Raw genomic sequence first — 18,370 nt, forward strand, 5'->3', positions numbered from 1 at the left:
TAGGCAGCTAAAGAAAGCGATACCAATATGTATGACGATTTAACCATCGAAAATTTCATGAGCGGGTTGGTCAAGCGTAATCCTAACGAGCCTGAATTTCACCAGGCAGTTAAGGAAGTTGCTGAATCTGTTATTCCCTTTATCAACGCTAATCCAAAATATAAGGATGCCCATATCCTTGAGCGCATGACAGAGCCAGATAAAGTGATTTCTTTCCGTGTGGTTTGGGAAGATGATGAAGGCAATGTTCGCATTAACCGTGGGTATCGGGTGCAGTTCAATAACTCAATTGGGCCCTATAAAGGCGGCCTTCGTTTCTCTCCAACAGTGAACTTGAGCGTACTTAAGTTCCTTGGATTTGAGCAGACGTTTAAAAATAGTCTGACAACACTTCCAATTGGCGCAGGTAAAGGTGGTTCTGATTTTAACCCTAAGGGTAAATCAGACAGCGAGATTATGCGTTTCTGCCAATCTTTCATGACACAGCTTTACCAGCATATTGGTGCCAATACAGATGTGCCGGCAGGAGATATCGGGGTAGGTGCTCGTGAGATCAGTTATATGTTTGGCCAGTACAAGCGCCTTACACACCAGTTTGAAAGCGTACTAACAGGTAAGGCTTTGGAATTCGGTGGTAGTTTGATCCGCACCGAAGCGACAGGGTACGGCAATGCTTACTTTATGGAAGCAATGCTGAAGCAACACGGCGGGTCTATTAGCGGCAAGAAATGTCTGGTTTCAGGTTCCGGTAACGTGGCCATTTTCTGCGCAGAGAAAATCATGCAATTAGGCGGCGCGGTTCTTACACTTTCAGATTCTGGCGGTAGTATCTATTTTGAGGATGGCCTGACGCAAGATCTGCTAGAGATCATCAAAGATCGGAAGATCAATAAGCGTCAGCGTCTGTCTGAAATTGCGGTGGAACTTGGTGCACAGTTCCTTGAAAAGCAAAAGCCTTGGGGTGTGGCAGCTGATCTTGCCTTCCCGTGTGCTACTCAGAATGAGCTTGATGAAACAGATGCGAAATCACTTGCTGCAAATAACTGTATTGCGGTTTCTGAAGGTGCGAATATGCCGTGTACGCCAGAGGCAGTACATTTGTTTGCTGAAAACAACATTCTTTATGCACCGGGTAAAGCTTCAAATGCAGGCGGTGTGGCTGTTTCAGCGCTTGAAATGTCTCAGAACAGCATGCGCCTTGCATGGTCGAGCGAAGAGCTTGAGAATAAGCTTCTGGGCATCATGAATGATATCCACGGCCAGTGCGTGAAGCACGGTGAACGTGACGGTAAGATTGATTACGTTCAAGGTGCTAATATCGCGGGCTTTATTAAAGTGGCAGATGCCATGCTTGCATACGGTATTGTATAGCTTTTAAAAATATAACCTATGAATAAGCGGCCCTAAGGGGCCGTTTTTTATAAAATTATAAGTTTGCGCTTTTGATTGAAAATATGTTCTAAGTGTCAGCGGTTTTGCAGCGATAACATAGTGTTTAATTTATATATTGGCCCATATTAGGTATCACTTAACGAATTATTCGTATGGATTAGCTTCATCATTGCTGAATAACGAGCAATGACAAATGTAAAAATTAGTGTGTGAGTATAATGGAACAAACTCTAGAGATTTTTAACAGGTTAGTGGGCGAACTGTTGGCCGATGAAGCCAAGAACCCAATGGCAGAACATATTCCGTCAGCTTTGTTATATGAACATCTCGATCTTAAATTACAGAAAGAAGGGATCAGTTCTGCGGAACTTGAAAAATCTCTGAAAGAGCTTGTTTTTGCAACACCTCGTACAGCTACGAACGCCTTTTTTAATCAGCTTTTTGGTGGGCGTCAGGATAAAGCAATCCTTGGGGATTTGCTCTCTGTTATCCTCAATAATAGTATGTACACCTATAAGGCGGCGGGCCCACAGATTGGCGTAGAGAAAACCATCGTGCGGGAAATGTGCAAGATGGTTGGCTGGGGCGATGCATCAGACGGTACGCTGGCTCCTGGTGGTTCTATGACCAACTTTATGGGCATGGTGATGGCGCGTGATGCTTTCAGTGAAAAAATCCGCTACGAAGGCATGCAACAGAAGCTGACAGTTTATACCTCTGCGGACAGCCACTATAGCATCCCTAAAAATGCAGCTTTCTCTGGTATTGGCCGCAAAAATGTTCGTGCAATTGAGACCGATGATAAAGGGCGGATGGATATGGCCGATCTCCGGAAAGCTATTCGGGATGATATTGAAGCGGGTTGCCAGCCGGTGTTGATCAACTGTACGGCAGGAACAACAGTTCTTGGTTCATATGATAATCTGGTTGAAGCTGGGGAAATTGCAAAAGAGTTTGATATTTGGCTGCATGTTGACGGCGCCTATGGTGGTGCTGTTCTGTTCAGCGATAAATACAGGCACTTGATTGAAGGCATTGAAGGTGTTGATTCATTCTCAGTGAATGCGCACAAAATGTTGGGTACGCCGCTCAGTTGTTCGCTGATTTTGGTGAAGGATAAGAAGCATTTGTATGATTCCTTCTCTAACGACGCATCATATCTTTACCAAACCGATCATGATGAATTTAATCTGGGCAAAAAATCTATCCAGTGTGGACGCCGGAATGATGCGCTGAAGTTCTGGGTGCTTTGGAAGAGCGTTGGTACAAACGGTTTGGCACAAATCGTTGATAAGCAATTTGAACTGGCAGAGGCCGCAAAACATTATATCGGTGAAAACCCAGATTACGTTGATTACAGCGTGGATGATACGGTTTCTGTATGCTTCAATTATAAAGGCATACCAGCAGAAGATATCTGTACGCTACTGTATGAAAAATCTGAATTATCAGTCGGTTATGGTTCTTCTGACGGTAACACTTTCATTCGTCTTGTTACTATCAACGCAAACAATGAAAAAGAAGATATCCTGAACTTCTTTAAAACGATTGAAGCATTTGTTGAAAAGCACAGCCTCGCGCCCAAGCAAGCTGTAAACTACTAAGAATTATAGGCGGCCCTGAAGGCCGCTTATCCAAGCTCTTTTGCGAGTGTCTGCAACGAGGCAAGGCTGCGCCGCGCACGGTCAATTAAAATGCCTAATGCGATGATAAAACCACTGACATATACGAGGGCGAACACATAGAGGCTTATGGAAGCTTCGTATTCTTCCAGGGTTGGTGTGCCCAGTACGAATTGGTTAAACATTAACCCAGCCACAAACAGGACAGCAGCAGCACATACGAAAATTCCGCTCCAGGCCCACCGGTACCTGCGTTCTGCAATAGTTAATGCCCTTACGAGTTCTGTTTTAACAGCCCCTGTAGCCACACTGTGTTCACCAAGTCTGGCCCATAAGCTGAAGCCTAGCGCGGTAAGTGAAAAAGCAGTTACGCTCAGGCCCACAAAAAGGCTGCCTTTGATGGCTAAATAGAGGCCAAAGCCAATACCTGCCAATGAGATCATGGTTTCAAGCGCGAATACCCAATATTGGGCCCACAGGGAAAGTTTAACATCTTTATCAGTTATGGTTTCGTCTGAGGTTTCGTTCGTTTGCCATAACTGAGCAATATCATCAAAATTGTTGGTATCATTTTCAGTCATTTGCGAGTGCCTTTAGATCATGGCGCAACATTTGTTTCGCGCGAGTTAATCTGATGGATACTGTATTGGCGTTTTCGCCAAGTACGTCAGCTATCTCTCTCGGGGCAAAACCTTCGAGGGTGAGAGTGATAACCTGCCTTAGATTGATTGGGAGCTGATGAACGGCTGCCATAAGCAAGGTTAGCCTGTTTCCTGCCACAGCTTCTTCAAGCGGGCTGGGTTGGTCGGAAGGAAAACCGGGATCAATCTCCACGCTCGTAGGGCTGGAGGCTTCCTTAGCTACATAGCTAAGGCCCCGATTATGAGCGATGCGAGCCAAAAAGGTACTTAGCTTGGAATCTGATCTGAATTTAGGAAGAGCACGCCAAACGGCTGTCAGTACTTCCTGATGTAATTCCTGCTGCAAATCCGGATTACGTTCATAGCTACAGGAAATTCGCCACAAAAGGCCCCCATGCTCTTGAACTACCTCTTCAAATTTAACCGCTTCTTTCACGTTTTCAGCCCTGTGACCTTGTTCCGACACATTATTAGTCTGCGGAAGAAAAAAATCCTTTCAAATGAAAGAAACTTTTTTTCGGGCTGACTGTTTTGGGCAGACACGAAGGAGTTAGTCATGAAGTATAAAGCTATAATTTTTACCGTGAAAATATGCGTATGCCTATTATCTTTTGCAGTGCGATCAACCGCCATGGATGAACCTGCTCGGAAAGCGAAAGACGATGTGCTTGTTATCACCAATGCGCACGTCATCGTTGGGGATGCCAGCGATGTGAAGCAAAATCAGGCTGTTACCATTAGTGCAGGGCGTATACTTAAAATTCAGAGCATGCGGAATTTTATCAGAACGAATACAGAGGCAAAAATTCTTGATGCGCAGGGTGGGTATCTTATCCCGGGGTTGATTGACACCCATGTTCATACAGCTGTGGGGCCTGTTGCGTTAAAGATAGAAGAGGGCATTCCGGTACCGTCCCAGGCACCGTCTCATGCGATTGCAGATCATACGATGGCTTCGCTCTTGAAATACGGTGTGACGGCTGCTCGCGATCCTGGTGGTAAAACTGAAATTACAGTGGCTACAAAGCTTAAGCAGCAAGCTGGAGAAATTTCTGGACCAATGTTGCAGGTTGCTGGTGAGGTAATTGACACAACGGTTTTCGAAAATCTGACAACTGCAGTTAAAGACATCCAGACCATAAAGGATGAAGTTAACCGCCAAGCAGACGCGGGTGTTGATTGGATTAAGCTATATAACACACTGCCCGAAGAGATGCTTCGCGCAGGTATTGAAGCAGCCCATGCTCGAAACCTGAAGGTAACTGGTCATTTGCAGGCGACAACATGGACAGATGCTGCGGAACTTGGCATCGATTCTATCGTTCATATCATTCCTGCCTCAGCTGAGCTTCTTCCTGCGGCTAAGCGCGATGAGTATCATGATGCATCAATGAAAACCACGTCGATCCTGAAATGGTTTGAGCTTGCCGATTTTAATTCGCCAGCCATCAAGCAAATGATTGATACCTTGAAACAGAACAACGTTTCTATCGATCTTACGCTCGTGTTTTTCCATGCGATGACATACGGAGATGATGATCGCTACATCAAAAACCCGGCACTTTCAGATGCTGGAACAGAGCTGGTGGATAACTGGACCAATTTTTTAATGCAAACCTTGGCTGGACCTCAGAGGATTTTGACCATGCACAGAGCGTTTGGCCGCGGGTGCAAGAGTTTACAAAGCTGCTTTTTGATAGTGGTGTAACACTAACCGCGGGAACAGACGCGAATAACCCTTGGGTTGTCCCTGGGGAGAGCTTGCATACAGAGCTTCAGTTGATGGTAGATGCAGGGATAAAACCGCGTGATGCTATTACAATTGCCACCAAAAATGGCGCAGACCTGCTTGGCTTGAGTGATCAAATTGGCACCATTGAGGCAGGTAAAAGAGCTGATTTGGTGCTTTTGAAAGATAATCCATACGCAGATATCAGGGCGACGAGGGACATTTTGTGGGTGATGCAAAATGGTCACCTGACAGGTCAATAATCGAGCCAAAAACTATCAGGAAATTCGAACGTTAACTTAACCGCCCATAGAAGCAGATTTGCTCGAAAGAGTGTTTGCCATGGGCATTGTGAACCCAAAAAAGAAGAGACGAATTATGCTTAAGAAGAAGATTATCCTTATCGCGGCAGCTGTTGTAACAGGTATCATGTGGTGCGCTATGATTGCCGGGTTACTATTAGATGTAGATAATCAAACATTCATATATCTGGTTACCGCGACAGCAATTGTAACGGAAATTGGCTTTTGGGTGGCAGCATCTGTTTTCGGTGTTGCAGTGTTTCAGGCACGCCGGAAAGTATTGGCAGCATTTATGAGGCCTTTTCGTTCGGCGCAGTAATGCTATCTGACTATTGAAGCACAAAAGCTTAAAGCCTTCTAACGTCCGCTGGAATAGTATTTCCTGCGGGCGTTTGTGTTTACGAAACGAATATTTTTACTTGACTCATCGGTAAGCCATTGCTTACCGTAAGTCATGGCTTACCAAGAGATATTCACAGCACTGGCTGACCCAACCCGTCGGCATATTTTTGAAACACTTCGCAGTGAACCAAAAACTGTCAGTGAGCTGGCTAAATTACAGCCAGTAAGCAGGCCTGCGGTTTCCCAGCATTTAAAGGTGCTTCAACAAGCAAATCTAGTGGATGTGGAAGCCAGAGGTACAAAACGTCTTTATTCCATTAACTGGGCAGGGCTAAGGGAGCTGAGAGAGTATCTAGATAGCTTCTGGAATGATGCCTTAAGCGCCTATCAGGCCGAAATAGAACGCCGGATGAAAACCAATTAGGAGACTTTTATGTTCGATCCTATCGTTAAGCGTATTGAAGTTCCGTGTAGCCAAGAAAAAGCATTTAATATTTTTGTAGGTGAAATGATAACCTGGTGGCCTGTTGACCGCTTCACCACCTCTGCCATGAGTGGTAAAAAGGTAGAGGATATCCGAGTGGAAGCAAAGGAAGGTGGTACAATCACCGAGGTGAGTTCAGACGGAAGTGAAACTCATTGGGGCCGTATTAAAACCTATGATCCGTTTGGTTATGTCGCTATGGATTTTCATATCCCAAGTCCCAATGGTATGCGCGATGAAGCAAGCCTGGTGGAGGTAACCTTCACAGTTCTTGATGCTCAGCGTACTATGGTGGAGCTTAAGCAGAGCAATTGGGAAGCGTTTGGTGATAAAGAGCGTGCCGAAGGCATCTGGGGTGGTTACAATTTTGGTTGGGGCCTTATCTTCGAGCAAGGTTATAAAACTGCATGTGAGAGCTGATCAGTTTCCATCTTTATGGTGAGCGCAGATAAGTTCAAGTTCTGTGCTTAGTAAAGGTTCACCAGTCAGTGTGCAGGTGTCGGCGCTTTGTTTTCACCGTGCCTGCATTTAATGCCTTAGCGAAACTTCCTATGGTTTTATTGCCCGCTAAGTGGGAATGCTCAATTACCCGTGAAGAGATTATATTTCTCCTTAATAAATATTGATACGATATAACGTATTGTGTATTAAAGAAGCTTATTTAAAAGGGGGATAGTATATGCGGTATGTTCTAGGCGGCCTTGTTGCAGCCATTAGTGCTTTTGTAATTATGGCGTTCATTGTTGCAAATGCAGTTTTTGGCTGGACACGAACGGCTATTGCGCCAAGCGGTGATGCGCATGCATTTGTTAGCGCAGCTTCTGAATATATGAACACGGAGAACCGGGGCAATGCTGTCATGATGCTTCTGGAAGACGGAGCAATAGTCGGTGAATATTCCGTGGCAAAGGGCGAAAAGGTTGACCGTCATACTCATTTTCAGCTCGCATCGCTCAGTAAGTGGGTTTCCGCTTGGGGGGTGATGACGTTGGTGGAGGCAGGGAAGCTTGATCTAGATGCTCCTGTGGCACGGTATTTGAGCCGATGGTCCTTGCCTTCGAGTGATTTTGATCATGATAAAGTCACTATTCGTCGCCTGTTGAGCCACACGGCAGGTTTAACCGACGGACTGGGGTATTCTGGCTTCAGTGCAGATGAAGCTATACAGTCACTTGAGGAGTCTTTGACGCAGGCAAGGGATAAACCAGACTATACGGACGGCAGGGTGCGCGTAGGTATTGAGCCTGGGACCATGTATAATTACTCAGGAGGTGGTTTCACGCTGCTACAGCTCGTAATTGAGGAGGTGAGTGGGCAATCCTTCAACAGTTATATGCGGGAGAAAGTACTTATTCCCTTGGGGATGGAGCACTCAACATATGTGTTGAGTGAGGATAATGATAATCTCGCGCAGTTCTTTGATGAAAATGGCCAGATTGCCCCTCATTATCGTTATACTGCTTTGGCAGCTGCCTCGTTATATGCCCCAGCATTGGATATTGCCCGCTTTCTTCAGGCACATGCAGTAGGTCCTAACGGGGAACCTGTGGGCCGAAACATACTATCGCCAGAAACGCTGGAAATAATGCGAATGCCTATGGGGTACAGCCTTGGGTTTGAGGTATATGGTGTCGGAGTTGGGCTGTACGGAACAGATAAGGCAGGTGAATATGTTATTGGCCACGATGGCAGCAATCGTCCAGCAATTGGCACGACAGCCAGAATAAATCCATCGACGGGAGATGGGATTATCATACTGGCGACGGGACATAGGAATTTAGCCACAAAAATAGCCGGTGAATGGGGTGTTTGGAAAACCGGAAAACCAGATATTGGTCTTATTTTTAATGAGATACTTGGGACTATAAAGTTAGCACTTGTTATTGGGCTTATCGTCTTTATCTCTATATTAATCTTGTGGTTAAGACGGCCTGTAAAGAAAGTTTCTAGTTGAAATGATGATATTGCCAAGGCTTGAGCGTGGTGGCGAGTAAGCCTTGGTGTTCCGCAAGCAATATCAAACAAAAAGTAAGTCGGTTTAGCTATAGCTTCTTTAATAGGGCGCCAAGTTGTTGTTTTTCTTCTACTGTAAGCGAAGATAATTCGCTATGCGCCAGATTAAACCGGTCTACAGCAACTGTTTCGGCCAGTGTAACACCATCAGCGGTCAGACACGCTAAGTGTACTCTTTTATCTGCTGTGTCCTGAATACGAGCAATTAAACCTTTTCGCTCTAACCTATCTAGTGCAGTTGTCATCGCGCCCGATGTTAATATCACCGAACGGCAAAGCTCAGTGGGTGTTAAGCGGTAAGGCTCGCCGCTCCGCCTGAGTGTAGCGATGATATCGAAATCCGTATATTTCAGGTCGTACTTTTTAAGGGTTCGATTGGCATCGGCTTCAAAGCGGTTCCCAAGATGAAGAATTCTTCCAACCACTTGCATCGCAGATGTATCCAGCTCAGGGCATTCAGTTTTCCACTGGCTACATAGTTCATCAATCGCATCGTTAGTCGGCTTGGTCATACTACATACTTTGTTCGTTATTCATCATTTGGTTGTAATTTATCTTGACATCAAAGTAAATACCTTTACGTAAAGATATGTGCGTTAGACACAATAAATAATAATATTTGCGAGGATTTATAATGATACAAAGCGCTTACGTTGGCGTTCAAAGGTCTTTGGCTTTTGCCGCTGTACTCTTTATGGCTACACTCTCAACGGTTTTACATGCTGAAGATGATGTAACACACAACCTTTCCGAATTAATGGAAGCGAGCCATGAACGCGGGCTCTATAATGGTAATATTCTGATCACTAAGGGTGATGAGATACTGTTTGAAAAATCTTATGGGTATTTTAGTGGCGATAAAACCCGAGTGCTGGATAGCCAGTCCGTTTTCAGCATAGGCTCAATAGCGAAAGAATTTAACGCCGTAGCTATCATGATGCTGGTTGAAGAGGGTAAAATCAGCCTCGAGGGCCCGGTATCAAAATATTTCCCGGATCTGCCTGCGTGGGCAAACACTGTAAAAGTGAAGCACCTTCTTAACTACACAAGCGGACTACCGCGTGTGAAATGGGGCGAGATTAAAAACCACAACGATGCTTTTGATGATCTAAAAGAGCTTGAAAAGCTGCCGTTCACACCGGGTGAGGGCTATCTCTATACTAATAACAATGTATTCCTTCAGCGGATGATCATTGAAAAGGTCACAGGGCAATCGTTTACGGCCTTTGCAACAGACAATATTCTTAAACCACTGGGCATGACAGGCGCACTCGTTGATCCCGCTCCTGGTGAAGGGCCTGTTACGGCTTCATTCAGTAGCGAATTTGTAAATGATGCACACTCGCATCCACCAATCGAAGGCTGGGTGTTTGTAACCGCTGAAGATATGGTGAAATGGTTTAAGGCACTGCATTCCCAACAGTTGATAACTAAAGAGTCTATGAAGACTGTGTTTGCGTCTTTTTCACCGCAACAACTTGGCGCAATGGGGGAAGGTAGATACAGCCCCAATGGTGACGTTAACTATCACAGGCATCACGGTTCTCATTCGAACTATGAAGCGCTTGTTACCTACAGAAAAACAGATGATATCTCTATTGTTTTACTGACAAACAGCAAAAGCCGAAAGATCGGTGATATTACAATCGCTGTTGAAAATATTCTGGATGGGAAAGCTTATCGTTCCCCTAAAAAATCATTCAGTACAGTAATTGTGGGTGAATGTGGGAAAGGCGCGGCAGCATGCCTTGCGGCATACGAGAAGTTGAAAGTAAGCGATCCTGATCTCTATGATTTTGATAATGAATTTGCACTCAACAACGTTGGTTACCATTTCCTTGGCAATGGGGATACCGAAGGTGCAATCCTCATTTTTGAAAAGCTGGTGAGCGAATTCCCGAAAGCCGCCAATCCCTATGATAGTTTGGGCGAAGCCTATGTCAAAGCAAAGCAGTTTGATCTGGCGCTTAAGAGCTATCAGCGTGCTTTTGAACTAAACCCTGAAAACACTCATGCAGAAGCCATGATTGAGAAAATCAAAGGCTGGATACAGGGCAACTAGAGATAGCTGTGCACTTTCGAGTGCACTTACCAACAAAGCTACTTCTAACTATAAAGCGATACGAAGATGAAATACCTATTTTCTGTTTTGTTACTGCTTACGTCGGTAACGCTATCAGGCTGTCAAAGCCACACTTCCATAGCTTCCTATATGGATGAACTCGCCGCCCAAGGTGAGTTTAACGGCAATATTCTCGTCGTTAAAAATGGTGAAACGCTTTACGAAAATTCTTTCGGTTTTGCAGATGCTTCTAAAACAGCACAGCTCACCAAAGAACACCGTTTCGGTTTAGGGTCGATATACAAAGAGTTTCCTGCGGTTGCCATCATGCAGCTAGAGGAAAAGGGGCTGTTGAGTGTAGATGATAAGATCGATACTTACCTGAAAGGCCTTCCAGGCTGGGCATCAAAAATCTCAATCAAAAACTTGCTGCAATATACAAGTGGTCTGCCGAAAGTAGCATGGGAAAAGTATCTAGAAAGAGGTGAGATAATAACGGATGCAAAAATTCAACAGGACCTCTTCAATGTTGAAGAATTAAACTTTGTGCCTGGCGAAGATTATTTATACACTAATTATAGCCCTATGCTGCTGGCTCAAATTGTTGAAGTAATTACAGGCCAAACATTCAACGATTATGTATTCCAAAATCTGTTTCTTCCGTATTCCATAAACAATACTACAACACATACGGTAATACCGTTTGTAGATAAGCATTTAATGGCTATTCCGTTTGATAAGGCCTTCAAGGAAGATGCTTGGAAGCTGGAAATTTCAAGGGCATTGTTTTATTTCACTGCGCGTGATCTGTATCAGTGGGTAGATCAGCTTCACGCCAATAAAATCATCAATGCAGAATCCTTTAAGCTGCTATCTGAAGAAGCGGATTTCTTCGGTAATATTCAGGCTCCGCTGGGGTCGGTTGAGTGGAGTGATGAGAATGTTGTTGAACATACACATCACGGCGAAAACGGCAATTTTGAAAGCGTCATGCGAAGATATTACAGCGGTGATGATGAGCTTACTATCATCGTGTTTTCTAATCAGAAACGACAAAATATGTTTGAAATTTCAGATGAAATTAAAAGCATTCTGAAGTTCGATTAACTGCTGAAGCCGTTCTATTTGGCTGGTGAGCCTTAGGGCTCATCACATCTTGTGCTCTCGCTTTTACTGTGATTAAACTTTTGTTGGGTACGAGGTAATACTTCAACAGGGGAAGCTCTATGCAGATAAATCTGGAAAAGAACGATATTTTATTACTGATCGCGGCAGCGCTTACAGTTGTCGGGGCGTTTGGGCCGATGATCAATTTGGCTGGAATTGATACGGTTTCCTATGCCGATGCTGCCAGTCCTGAAGTATATGCCCTTGTGGTATTGGCGCTGGCTGCGCCGCTTATCGGTTTGTTCAAAGACCGCAAGTTTTCACTGTTTGCTGCTATCGGCGCCTGGCTTGTGCTCTTGTGGCCCGTGCTCAAGAATATTGGTTCAGGTGGTGAAGATGATGGCGGCCTTCTTGGCAAGATTACTGATGCAGCCGCAGATCCACTTCAGAAAGTAACAGAGCAGATTTTCAGCAATGTACTGGATTTTGAATGGGGTGGGTACGCTTTCCTCATTGGCATGATCCTATTGCTGGTTGGTAGTGTCAGGGGATTTATGGGCACTAAATAGACCATTATACACCCGGTTTAGCCGGGTGTTTAATGGTGGGGCCGCTTAAAGCAAGCTCACTAAGGCGTCTTTCAGTTTTGTGGCTAAAGCTTCATTTGAAAGTGCGCCGGTTTCCATATCAAAATTCTCATAGAAACTAGGGATAGACAGGCTGGCTTTCACATCACCTGCAAAATGAGGTGCGGATGTCTCTGCTGCTGCAAGCACATTACGTGCGCCGCCCGCACCGGGCGATGTGGCCAACAGCACCATCGGCTTACCCTGAAATACCTTTGGGTCAATCCTTGAAACCCAGTCAAACAGGTTTTTATAAGCTGCTGTATAGGAACCATTATGTTCCGCGAAAGAAATGATCACTGCATCCGCGGCGCCGATTTTATCGAAAAAGGCCTGAGCTAGTTCTGGTTTCCCTAGTTGATTTTCGCGGTCGATGCTGAAAAGCGGTAGTTCATAATCATTAATATCCAGAATTTCTGTTGTGATATCAGGCTGAGCGCTGGCTAGCATTTCTGCTGCATGTGTTACCAGTTGTTTGTTAATGGATTGGCTGCTGTTTGTTGCTGCAAATGCTAGAATATTCATGGGATATCTCCTGTCGCGGTATTACTGTTTAAGGCTTTCAAGGCCTGTGTATTCAATGAACTCAATAACATTGTCATCAGGGTCCCTCACAAAGAAGGATAAGCCTGTTGAAACTCGGTGTGGCTCACCGCTAAGCGGAATATCAAGGCTGGATAACTGGCTGAGCACAGCATCTGCATCTGTCACCTCAAGCGCAACATGGGTATAGCCTGTATATTTTTGTGGGCCTTCCATCAGGATATTGTTCTTGCTGCCCTGATTGGCGTTCAGAATGAAATTGATATTAATGCCTGATGGATGCTCCATAATGGCTACTGGCTCTGGCCCGATTGGGCCTGCAATAAATTCAAAGCCTAGTTTGCTGTAAAAGCTTCTCGCTTTTTCCAGATCACTAACCCTAAGGCCAATGTGGTTCACTCTGGTTAATTCTTTCATCTTACTCATCCTCAATCTGCTGTTCGTGGCTGTTGATTAAGAATGTATGTGGTTTCGTTTTTGTTGTGTAGTTCGAATAATGAACTATATTGTTCTATAAATAGAACATTTGATGTGATGAAAGCTTGATGATGAATTTAAATGATATGGTGCTGTTTGCGAAGGTGGCTGAATGCAAAGGTATTTCATCGGCGGCAAAGGTAATGAATATTCCCAAATCAAGGGTAAGCCGTAGAATTGCGACCCTTGAAGAAGCCCTCGGCACTCGGCTTCTGGAACGCACAACCCGCGCCATTGAGCTAACAGAAATGGGCACCATCTTCCTTCCGCACTGTAAACGCATTGCTGAGGAAGCAGAAAGCGCGCTTGAATCCATCAATCGTTTGCAGGAAGCCCCAAGGGGTGTGCTTCGGGTAAGTGCCTCTGTCGGCACAGGGCAGTATCTTATCGCGCCTTATCTGGGTGAATTTATGGCTGAATACCCTGAAGTGAATGTTGAGCTTGATCTCACCAACAGGCGGGTGGATTTAATCACCGAAGGTTATGATCTGGTTATCAGGGTGGGAGAGCTTGAAGACAGCACGTTGATGAGCAAGAAGCTGGGGAATGCCAGAGCAGTTATGTGTGCCTCGCCTGATTATTTGAAGGAGCACGGTAATCCTACCTCGATCCGCAAACTCGGTGAGCATAAGAAAATTGTTATGAGCAGCAGTAACAATACTACCGAATGGGTGCTGGAAAGCACCAGCGGTGAACTTCAGGCCATTGATGTAAAACCAGCAGGCAGTGTGAATGATTTCACGTCGCTCAGAAGCGTGGCAGAGCAGGGGGGCGGCATCGCCCTTATGCCTGAATATGTGATTGCAGATGCTCTTCAGGCCAAGCGCCTTGTGCGGGTTTTGCCGGATTGGCGCAGCAAGCTGATTTCATATTATATCTTATACCCAAGCAGGAAGGGCCTAACCAAAAAAGCGGAGGCATGGATCAGCTTTTTTACCAAACGTATCAATGCTGCATGATAAAAAGCCGTTCTCCGGCATTTGCGGAAAACGGCTTCATAGCTGATTTAGTATGCTTGTGGCTTATTTCGCCAGTGCCAGCACTTCTTCGAACGATAGGCCGCTCAGTTTGTCCTTGAGCTTATCGTAAACAACCTCTGTTGTGTCTTTGCCGGTCGCGAGGCCTGCAGCAGCGCCCGCAAGGCTGCCCACATCGCTCATTTCTGCTTTTGCAAGGGATTTAAGTGCATCAGTAAGCTGGGCTTGCTGCTCATCGGTGAGAGAAGCCTTCATATTCGCCACAGATGATTTAAAGCTTTCTAGGCTGCTTGTATCAAGCTTCAGCGTTTCAGCAGCTTTCGCAGCCACATCCTTGGCTACTTCCTTCACTGTGTCCATCGCAGCAGATTTTTCAGCAGGTGTTTCAGCAGCAGGCTTTTCTGCGGCTTTTTCTGCTGTGTTACTGTTTGAACTGTCACCACAGCCGGAAAGCATCAGGCCAATGGTTGTCGCGGATAGAATAAGAGCATGTTTCATAACATTTCCCTCTCTGAATTGGTTGCTGGAACACACTATACCAAAAGTTTGATTTTTTTGTGGCGTTTATTGTTTTTAAATTTATGAGGGATTTATGCTATTATAGGTGATGTTTTGAATTTTCCATTTATTTCTCGGGGGGGTAAAAATGGATTTAGGCTTAGCAGAAATCGCAGGCACTCTTATAATTGGTGGATATGCCGTACTAGGGCTGGCCATCACCTTTCACGTGTTGTTTGATACCCATTTATTGAGAGATGCTAGAACATTCATAAATTCTGCATCGGCTAGAGGGAACAATGGTCAAAGTGGCACGTCTCCTATAAACAACGATGATAGTGATGTTGAGGAGCAAGCTCCATCGACAAAAAGTGAGGGACTCTCGCTTTTTGCCCCGGTAATCATTGGGTTTGTATTTGGGGCAGGCATTCTCGTAGAAAACATCACTAATATCAGTGAACAGGCTTTCTATCAAAATGAAGAAAGTAGTGTTTTATACGGTCGCATTCTATTAACACCGGAATGGATTATAAGGGCGAGGTCCCTTACCTCGTTTGAGGAATTAGTTAATTCTAAAGAGCTACCTGCTTTGGAGAAGAGATCCGGCCAGTGGCCTAAATTTAAAGATGAAAAAATCTATCCGTTAGGCGAAATGCTATTAAAATCCAAAAAAGTTAAGAAACTTGCCGCTATTTGTTTTTCTGATGAAGAGATAGTTAAGCAATTAGTTGAAAAAATTAAAACCAACTCCGATGCTGCCAGCAGGTTTCAAATAAATATTACTGATCGATATGTGGAACAAATGAAATTGGTAGAATGTGCGGAGCAATATTTTTACCATGCTAAAAATGTCCTTTTCATAGAGCCAACTTACTTTTCGGAACTTAGTACTATAGAGAAGCGCGCCATATTTGGCCGTACAATGTTAATCACTTCACTTCTGCATTTGTCTTTGTTGCTAGTCCTATCCTTAATCAGGTTTTTAGGAGTGGTTCCGATTAGATGGGGTGGGCAAAAAGGCAACCTTGCTTACCATCCAGATGGCGCAAAGTTTTGGGCCTTTACTCTCTTTATGTTAGCGGTGTTGGGAAAGTTTGCGCACGAACAGGAGAATGAAGCGCTCTCGAAAAGGGCGTATGGGTATTATGTTAGTCAGGAATTTGAAGATGATGCTGCTAAATGTGCTGAAAAGACTAGAACTTGCTTAAGTGCTAGTTTTTTAGGGGGACAATAGCTAGTAAGTTAGCTGCTTTTAATGAGTTGATTTGGCCTGAGCTTTTAGGATGCAAAAAGGCGCTCGATTGAGCGCCTTTCTTGTTTTTGATGCTTAGTGAAAGCTACTTATTCAGCGGCTTTTGCCATATAGTTCGGTAGCCAACCTTCATGTGCTGCTGTCAGCTCACTCATCGCAATGCTTACGTCGCCGTTTACTGAAAGTGTATCACCGCCTGTTGTACCGATGACAGCTACAGGGATGCCAGCATCTTTGGCTTCCTTGCGGATGGTTTCAGCAGTATCAGCATCAGCGGCCACAAGGTAGCGGGCCTGACTTTCACTGAAGAGGCTTGTGTGAAGCTGTAGATCGCTTTCAAGCGTTACATCGGCACCCATGCCGCCAGAGATTGCCATATCAGCAAGCGCCGCGATAAGACCGCCGTCTGAAAGATCATGACAGGTGCTTACCTGACCATTTTCAATCAGTGCACGTACGAAATCACCGTTTCTGCGTTCGATATCCAGATCAACGAATGGAGGCGCGCCTGCATCTTCACCAAGGATTTGTTTCTGGTAAAGGCTTGCGCCGAGCTCATCTTTGGTTTCACCAATAAGAACAATAGCTTCACCCGCATTCTTAAACGCGATTGTTGCCATTTTTTCATTGTCTTTCATCACGCCCACACCGCCGATCGCTGGGGTTGGCATAATGCCGGAACCGTTGGTTTCGTTATAAAGCGATACGTTACCGGATACGATTGGGTAATCAAGCGCGCGGCAGGCTTCGCCCATGCCTTCAAGACAGCCGACAAACTGGCCCATAATCTCTGGGCGTTCTGGGTTACCGAAGTTGAGGCAGTTTGTGATCGCAAGCGGTGTTGCACCCACAGCGGTGATATTACGCCATGTCTCAGCAACAGCCTGACGGCCACCTTGCTGCGGGTCAGCATAACAGTAACGCGGGGTAACATCGGTAGAGATCGCCAGCGCTTTCTCTGTGCCGTGCACGCGTACAACAGCTGCATCACCACCCGGGCGCTGGATAGTATCACCCATTACCATATGGTCATACTGTTCCCAGATCCAGCGGCGGGAACAAAGGTTCGGGCCACCAATCAGATCAAGAACAGCTTTATTCAGGTCAGCGGGAGCTGCTACATCCGCCGCATCACGCTTATCTGTATAAACATAGGGACGTTCATACTCTGGTGCATCTTCCACAAGACTGTTGATTGGCATATCACCAACAACTTCACCGCCGAACTTCAGTGTAAGCTTGCCTGTGTCGGTAATTTCACCGATTACAGCGAAATCAAGCTCCCACTTCTCGAAGATAGCTTTTGCCATTTCCTCGCGGCCCGGCTTCAAGACCATAAGCATGCGTTCCTGGCTTTCAGACAGGCACATTTCATATGGTGTCATGTTCGCTTCGCGCTGTGGTACGTTATCGAGGTTCAGTTCAAACCCAACACCGCCCTTGGATGCCATTTCAACGCTTGATGACGTGAGGCCAGCGGCACCCATATCCTGAATAGCGATGATTGCATCTGTTGCCATCAGCTCAAGGCAGGCTTCGATAAGAAGTTTTTCAGTGAACGGATCACCCACCTGAACAGTTGGGCGCTTCTCTTCACTATCTTCCGTGAATTCAGCAGACGCCATAGTCGCACCGTGGATACCGTCACGGCCAGTTTTAGACCCCACATAAACAACAGGGTTACCAACGCCTGCTGCTGCACAGTAAAAGATTTTATCTGTATCCGCGAGGCCCACTGTCATAGCGTTTACAAGGATATTACCGTTGTAAGAAGCATCAAAATTGGTTTCGCCGCCCACAGTTGGTACGCCCACACAGTTACCGTAGCCGCCAATACCTTCAACAACGCCAGATACAAGGTGGCGTGTTTTCGGGTGATCAGGTTCACCAAAACGCAGCGCGTTCATATTGGCAACAGGGCGTGCACCCATGGTGAATACATCGCGGAGGATACCGCCAACACCTGTGGCTGCGCCTTGGTAGGGCTCAATATAAGATGGGTGGTTGTGGCTTTCCATTTTGAAAATAGCCGCCTGACCATCACCAATATCGATTACACCTGCGTTTTCACCCGGGCCCTGAATAACCCATGGGGCTTTCGTTGGCAGCTTTTTCAGATGAAAGCGTGATGATTTGTAAGAACAGTGCTCTGACCACATAACCGAATAGATACCAAGCTCGGTATAGTTCGGTTCGCGGCCCATCGCAGATACGATGCGTGCATATTCTTCTTCGTTCAGCCCGTGCTCTTTAACGATTTCAGGCGTGATTTTAATGTTATTCACATTTGTCATGTCACTAAT

Annotated in this window: 20 protein-coding genes; 13 read left to right on the forward strand and 7 right to left on the reverse strand. The window is 45.5% G+C overall.

Annotated features, from left to right (window positions below; all coding sequences use genetic code 11):
* The first annotated feature begins 27 nt into the window (after window positions 1–27).
* Together gdhA and MF542_RS09360 are read left to right on the forward strand one after the other, a co-directional pair.
* Complete coding sequence (gene gdhA / locus MF542_RS09355; protein WP_247018404.1) at window positions 28–1,371, forward strand: NADP-specific glutamate dehydrogenase; 1,344 nt, start codon at window positions 28–30, stop codon at window positions 1,369–1,371.
* Between the two features lie 239 nt (window positions 1,372–1,610).
* Window positions 1,611–2,996, forward strand: a complete 1,386-nt coding sequence (locus MF542_RS09360) for a pyridoxal phosphate-dependent decarboxylase family protein (RefSeq protein WP_247018406.1) — start codon at window positions 1,611–1,613, stop codon at window positions 2,994–2,996.
* 26 nt (window positions 2,997–3,022) lie between these two features.
* On the opposite strand, the gene MF542_RS09365 is transcribed toward MF542_RS09360, so the two are convergent.
* Together MF542_RS09365 and MF542_RS09370 are read right to left on the reverse strand one after the other, a co-directional pair.
* On the reverse strand, window positions 3,023–3,595 hold the full coding sequence (locus MF542_RS09365) for a hypothetical protein (RefSeq protein WP_247018408.1): 573 nt from the start codon (window positions 3,593–3,595) through the stop codon (window positions 3,023–3,025).
* Complete coding sequence (locus MF542_RS09370) at window positions 3,588–4,091, reverse strand: RNA polymerase sigma factor (protein WP_247018410.1); 504 nt, start codon at window positions 4,089–4,091, stop codon at window positions 3,588–3,590. The genes MF542_RS09365 and MF542_RS09370 overlap by 8 nt, the downstream gene beginning before the upstream one ends.
* A 120-nt stretch (window positions 4,092–4,211) precedes the next feature.
* Here MF542_RS09370 and MF542_RS09375 point away from each other — a divergent pair, with 120 nt between their 5' ends.
* The 6 genes from MF542_RS09375 to MF542_RS09400 all read left to right on the forward strand — a co-directional run bounded on the left by MF542_RS09375 (window position 4,212) and on the right by MF542_RS09400 (window position 8,466).
* Entirely contained in the window at window positions 4,212–5,363 is a 1,152-nt protein-coding gene (locus MF542_RS09375; RefSeq protein WP_247018412.1) for an amidohydrolase family protein, read from the forward strand.
* The gene (locus MF542_RS09380; RefSeq protein ID WP_247018414.1) at window positions 5,324–5,647 is read left to right on the forward strand and encodes an amidohydrolase family protein; all 324 of its coding nucleotides are present in this window, start codon (window positions 5,324–5,326) and stop codon (window positions 5,645–5,647) included. Before MF542_RS09375 ends, MF542_RS09380 begins: the two co-directional genes overlap by 40 nt.
* Window positions 5,648–5,762: 115 nt before the next feature.
* On the forward strand, window positions 5,763–6,005 hold the full coding sequence (locus MF542_RS09385) for a hypothetical protein (protein ID WP_247018417.1): 243 nt from the start codon (window positions 5,763–5,765) through the stop codon (window positions 6,003–6,005).
* 135 nt (window positions 6,006–6,140) lie between these two features.
* A complete protein-coding gene (locus MF542_RS09390; RefSeq protein ID WP_247018418.1) occupies window positions 6,141–6,452 on the forward strand; it encodes an ArsR/SmtB family transcription factor in 312 nt (103 codons plus the stop codon).
* Between the two features lie 9 nt (window positions 6,453–6,461).
* The gene (locus MF542_RS09395; protein ID WP_247018420.1) at window positions 6,462–6,932 is read left to right on the forward strand and encodes an SRPBCC domain-containing protein; all 471 of its coding nucleotides are present in this window, start codon (window positions 6,462–6,464) and stop codon (window positions 6,930–6,932) included.
* 259 nt (window positions 6,933–7,191) lie between these two features.
* Window positions 7,192–8,466: a serine hydrolase domain-containing protein gene (locus MF542_RS09400; RefSeq protein ID WP_247018422.1), complete on the forward strand. Its 1,275-nt coding sequence runs from the start codon at window positions 7,192–7,194 to the stop codon at window positions 8,464–8,466.
* An 88-nt stretch (window positions 8,467–8,554) separates the two neighbouring features.
* Here MF542_RS09400 and MF542_RS09405 read toward each other — a convergent pair whose 3' ends face one another.
* Window positions 8,555–9,037, reverse strand: a complete 483-nt coding sequence (locus MF542_RS09405) for a MarR family winged helix-turn-helix transcriptional regulator (RefSeq protein ID WP_247018424.1) — start codon at window positions 9,035–9,037, stop codon at window positions 8,555–8,557.
* Between the two features lie 122 nt (window positions 9,038–9,159).
* Between MF542_RS09405 and MF542_RS09410 the strand changes: the two genes are divergently transcribed.
* From MF542_RS09410 to MF542_RS09420, 3 genes are all read left to right on the forward strand, one after another.
* Window positions 9,160–10,587: a serine hydrolase domain-containing protein gene (locus MF542_RS09410; RefSeq protein ID WP_247018430.1), complete on the forward strand. Its 1,428-nt coding sequence runs from the start codon at window positions 9,160–9,162 to the stop codon at window positions 10,585–10,587.
* 66 nt (window positions 10,588–10,653) lie between these two features.
* Window positions 10,654–11,694: a serine hydrolase domain-containing protein gene (locus MF542_RS09415; protein ID WP_247018434.1), complete on the forward strand. Its 1,041-nt coding sequence runs from the start codon at window positions 10,654–10,656 to the stop codon at window positions 11,692–11,694.
* A gap of 119 nt (window positions 11,695–11,813) precedes the next feature.
* Window positions 11,814–12,263 carry a hypothetical protein gene (locus MF542_RS09420; protein ID WP_247018435.1) on the forward strand — a complete coding sequence of 150 codons (450 nt, stop codon included), beginning with the start codon at window positions 11,814–11,816 and terminating at the stop codon, window positions 12,261–12,263.
* A gap of 45 nt (window positions 12,264–12,308) precedes the next feature.
* On the opposite strand, the gene MF542_RS09425 is transcribed toward MF542_RS09420, so the two are convergent.
* Together MF542_RS09425 and MF542_RS09430 are read right to left on the reverse strand one after the other, a co-directional pair.
* Entirely contained in the window at window positions 12,309–12,845 is a 537-nt protein-coding gene (locus MF542_RS09425; protein WP_247018437.1) for an NADPH-dependent FMN reductase, read from the reverse strand.
* 21 nt (window positions 12,846–12,866) lie between these two features.
* The gene (locus MF542_RS09430; protein ID WP_247018439.1) at window positions 12,867–13,280 is read right to left on the reverse strand and encodes a VOC family protein; all 414 of its coding nucleotides are present in this window, start codon (window positions 13,278–13,280) and stop codon (window positions 12,867–12,869) included.
* A 128-nt stretch (window positions 13,281–13,408) separates the two neighbouring features.
* Between MF542_RS09430 and MF542_RS09435 the strand changes: the two genes are divergently transcribed.
* Window positions 13,409–14,299: a LysR family transcriptional regulator gene (locus tag MF542_RS09435; protein ID WP_247018441.1), complete on the forward strand. Its 891-nt coding sequence runs from the start codon at window positions 13,409–13,411 to the stop codon at window positions 14,297–14,299.
* A 63-nt stretch (window positions 14,300–14,362) separates the two neighbouring features.
* On the opposite strand, the gene MF542_RS09440 is transcribed toward MF542_RS09435, so the two are convergent.
* Window positions 14,363–14,815: a DUF6694 family lipoprotein gene (locus MF542_RS09440; protein ID WP_247018442.1), complete on the reverse strand. Its 453-nt coding sequence runs from the start codon at window positions 14,813–14,815 to the stop codon at window positions 14,363–14,365.
* Between the two features lie 148 nt (window positions 14,816–14,963).
* On the opposite strand from MF542_RS09440, the gene MF542_RS09445 reads away from it, so the two are divergent.
* A complete protein-coding gene (locus MF542_RS09445; protein WP_247018444.1) occupies window positions 14,964–16,049 on the forward strand; it encodes a hypothetical protein in 1,086 nt (361 codons plus the stop codon).
* Between the two features lie 107 nt (window positions 16,050–16,156).
* Here the strand turns inward: MF542_RS09445 and purL are convergent, their stop codons facing one another.
* Window positions 16,157–18,361: a phosphoribosylformylglycinamidine synthase subunit PurL gene (gene purL / locus MF542_RS09450; protein WP_247018446.1), complete on the reverse strand. Its 2,205-nt coding sequence runs from the start codon at window positions 18,359–18,361 to the stop codon at window positions 16,157–16,159.
* Between the last annotated feature and the right edge of the window lie 9 nt (window positions 18,362–18,370).

The sequence above is a fragment of the Kordiimonas laminariae genome, from assembly GCF_023008165.1.
GTDB lineage: Bacteria > Pseudomonadota > Alphaproteobacteria > Sphingomonadales > Kordiimonadaceae > Kordiimonas > Kordiimonas laminariae.

Coding starts and splice junctions, on each gene's coding strand:
- gdhA (WP_247018404.1), top strand. CDS start 28: ATGTATGACGATTTAACCATCGAAAATTTCATGAGCGGGTTGGTCAAG.
- MF542_RS09445 (WP_247018444.1), top strand. CDS start 14,964: ATGGATTTAGGCTTAGCAGAAATCGCAGGCACTCTTATAATTGGTGGA.
- MF542_RS09375 (WP_247018412.1), top strand. CDS start 4,212: ATGAAGTATAAAGCTATAATTTTTACCGTGAAAATATGCGTATGCCTA.
- MF542_RS09390 (WP_247018418.1), top strand. CDS start 6,141: ATGGCTTACCAAGAGATATTCACAGCACTGGCTGACCCAACCCGTCGG.
- purL (WP_247018446.1), bottom strand. CDS start 18,361: ATGACAAATGTGAATAACATTAAAATCACGCCTGAAATCGTTAAAGAG.
- MF542_RS09405 (WP_247018424.1), bottom strand. CDS start 9,037: ATGACCAAGCCGACTAACGATGCGATTGATGAACTATGTAGCCAGTGG.
- MF542_RS09365 (WP_247018408.1), bottom strand. CDS start 3,595: ATGACTGAAAATGATACCAACAATTTTGATGATATTGCTCAGTTATGG.
- MF542_RS09435 (WP_247018441.1), top strand. CDS start 13,409: ATGATGAATTTAAATGATATGGTGCTGTTTGCGAAGGTGGCTGAATGC.
- MF542_RS09415 (WP_247018434.1), top strand. CDS start 10,654: ATGAAATACCTATTTTCTGTTTTGTTACTGCTTACGTCGGTAACGCTA.
- MF542_RS09425 (WP_247018437.1), bottom strand. CDS start 12,845: ATGAATATTCTAGCATTTGCAGCAACAAACAGCAGCCAATCCATTAAC.
- MF542_RS09385 (WP_247018417.1), top strand. CDS start 5,763: ATGCTTAAGAAGAAGATTATCCTTATCGCGGCAGCTGTTGTAACAGGT.
- MF542_RS09400 (WP_247018422.1), top strand. CDS start 7,192: ATGCGGTATGTTCTAGGCGGCCTTGTTGCAGCCATTAGTGCTTTTGTA.
- MF542_RS09430 (WP_247018439.1), bottom strand. CDS start 13,280: ATGAAAGAATTAACCAGAGTGAACCACATTGGCCTTAGGGTTAGTGAT.
- MF542_RS09410 (WP_247018430.1), top strand. CDS start 9,160: ATGATACAAAGCGCTTACGTTGGCGTTCAAAGGTCTTTGGCTTTTGCC.
- MF542_RS09440 (WP_247018442.1), bottom strand. CDS start 14,815: ATGAAACATGCTCTTATTCTATCCGCGACAACCATTGGCCTGATGCTT.
- MF542_RS09360 (WP_247018406.1), top strand. CDS start 1,611: ATGGAACAAACTCTAGAGATTTTTAACAGGTTAGTGGGCGAACTGTTG.
- MF542_RS09420 (WP_247018435.1), top strand. CDS start 11,814: ATGCAGATAAATCTGGAAAAGAACGATATTTTATTACTGATCGCGGCA.
- MF542_RS09395 (WP_247018420.1), top strand. CDS start 6,462: ATGTTCGATCCTATCGTTAAGCGTATTGAAGTTCCGTGTAGCCAAGAA.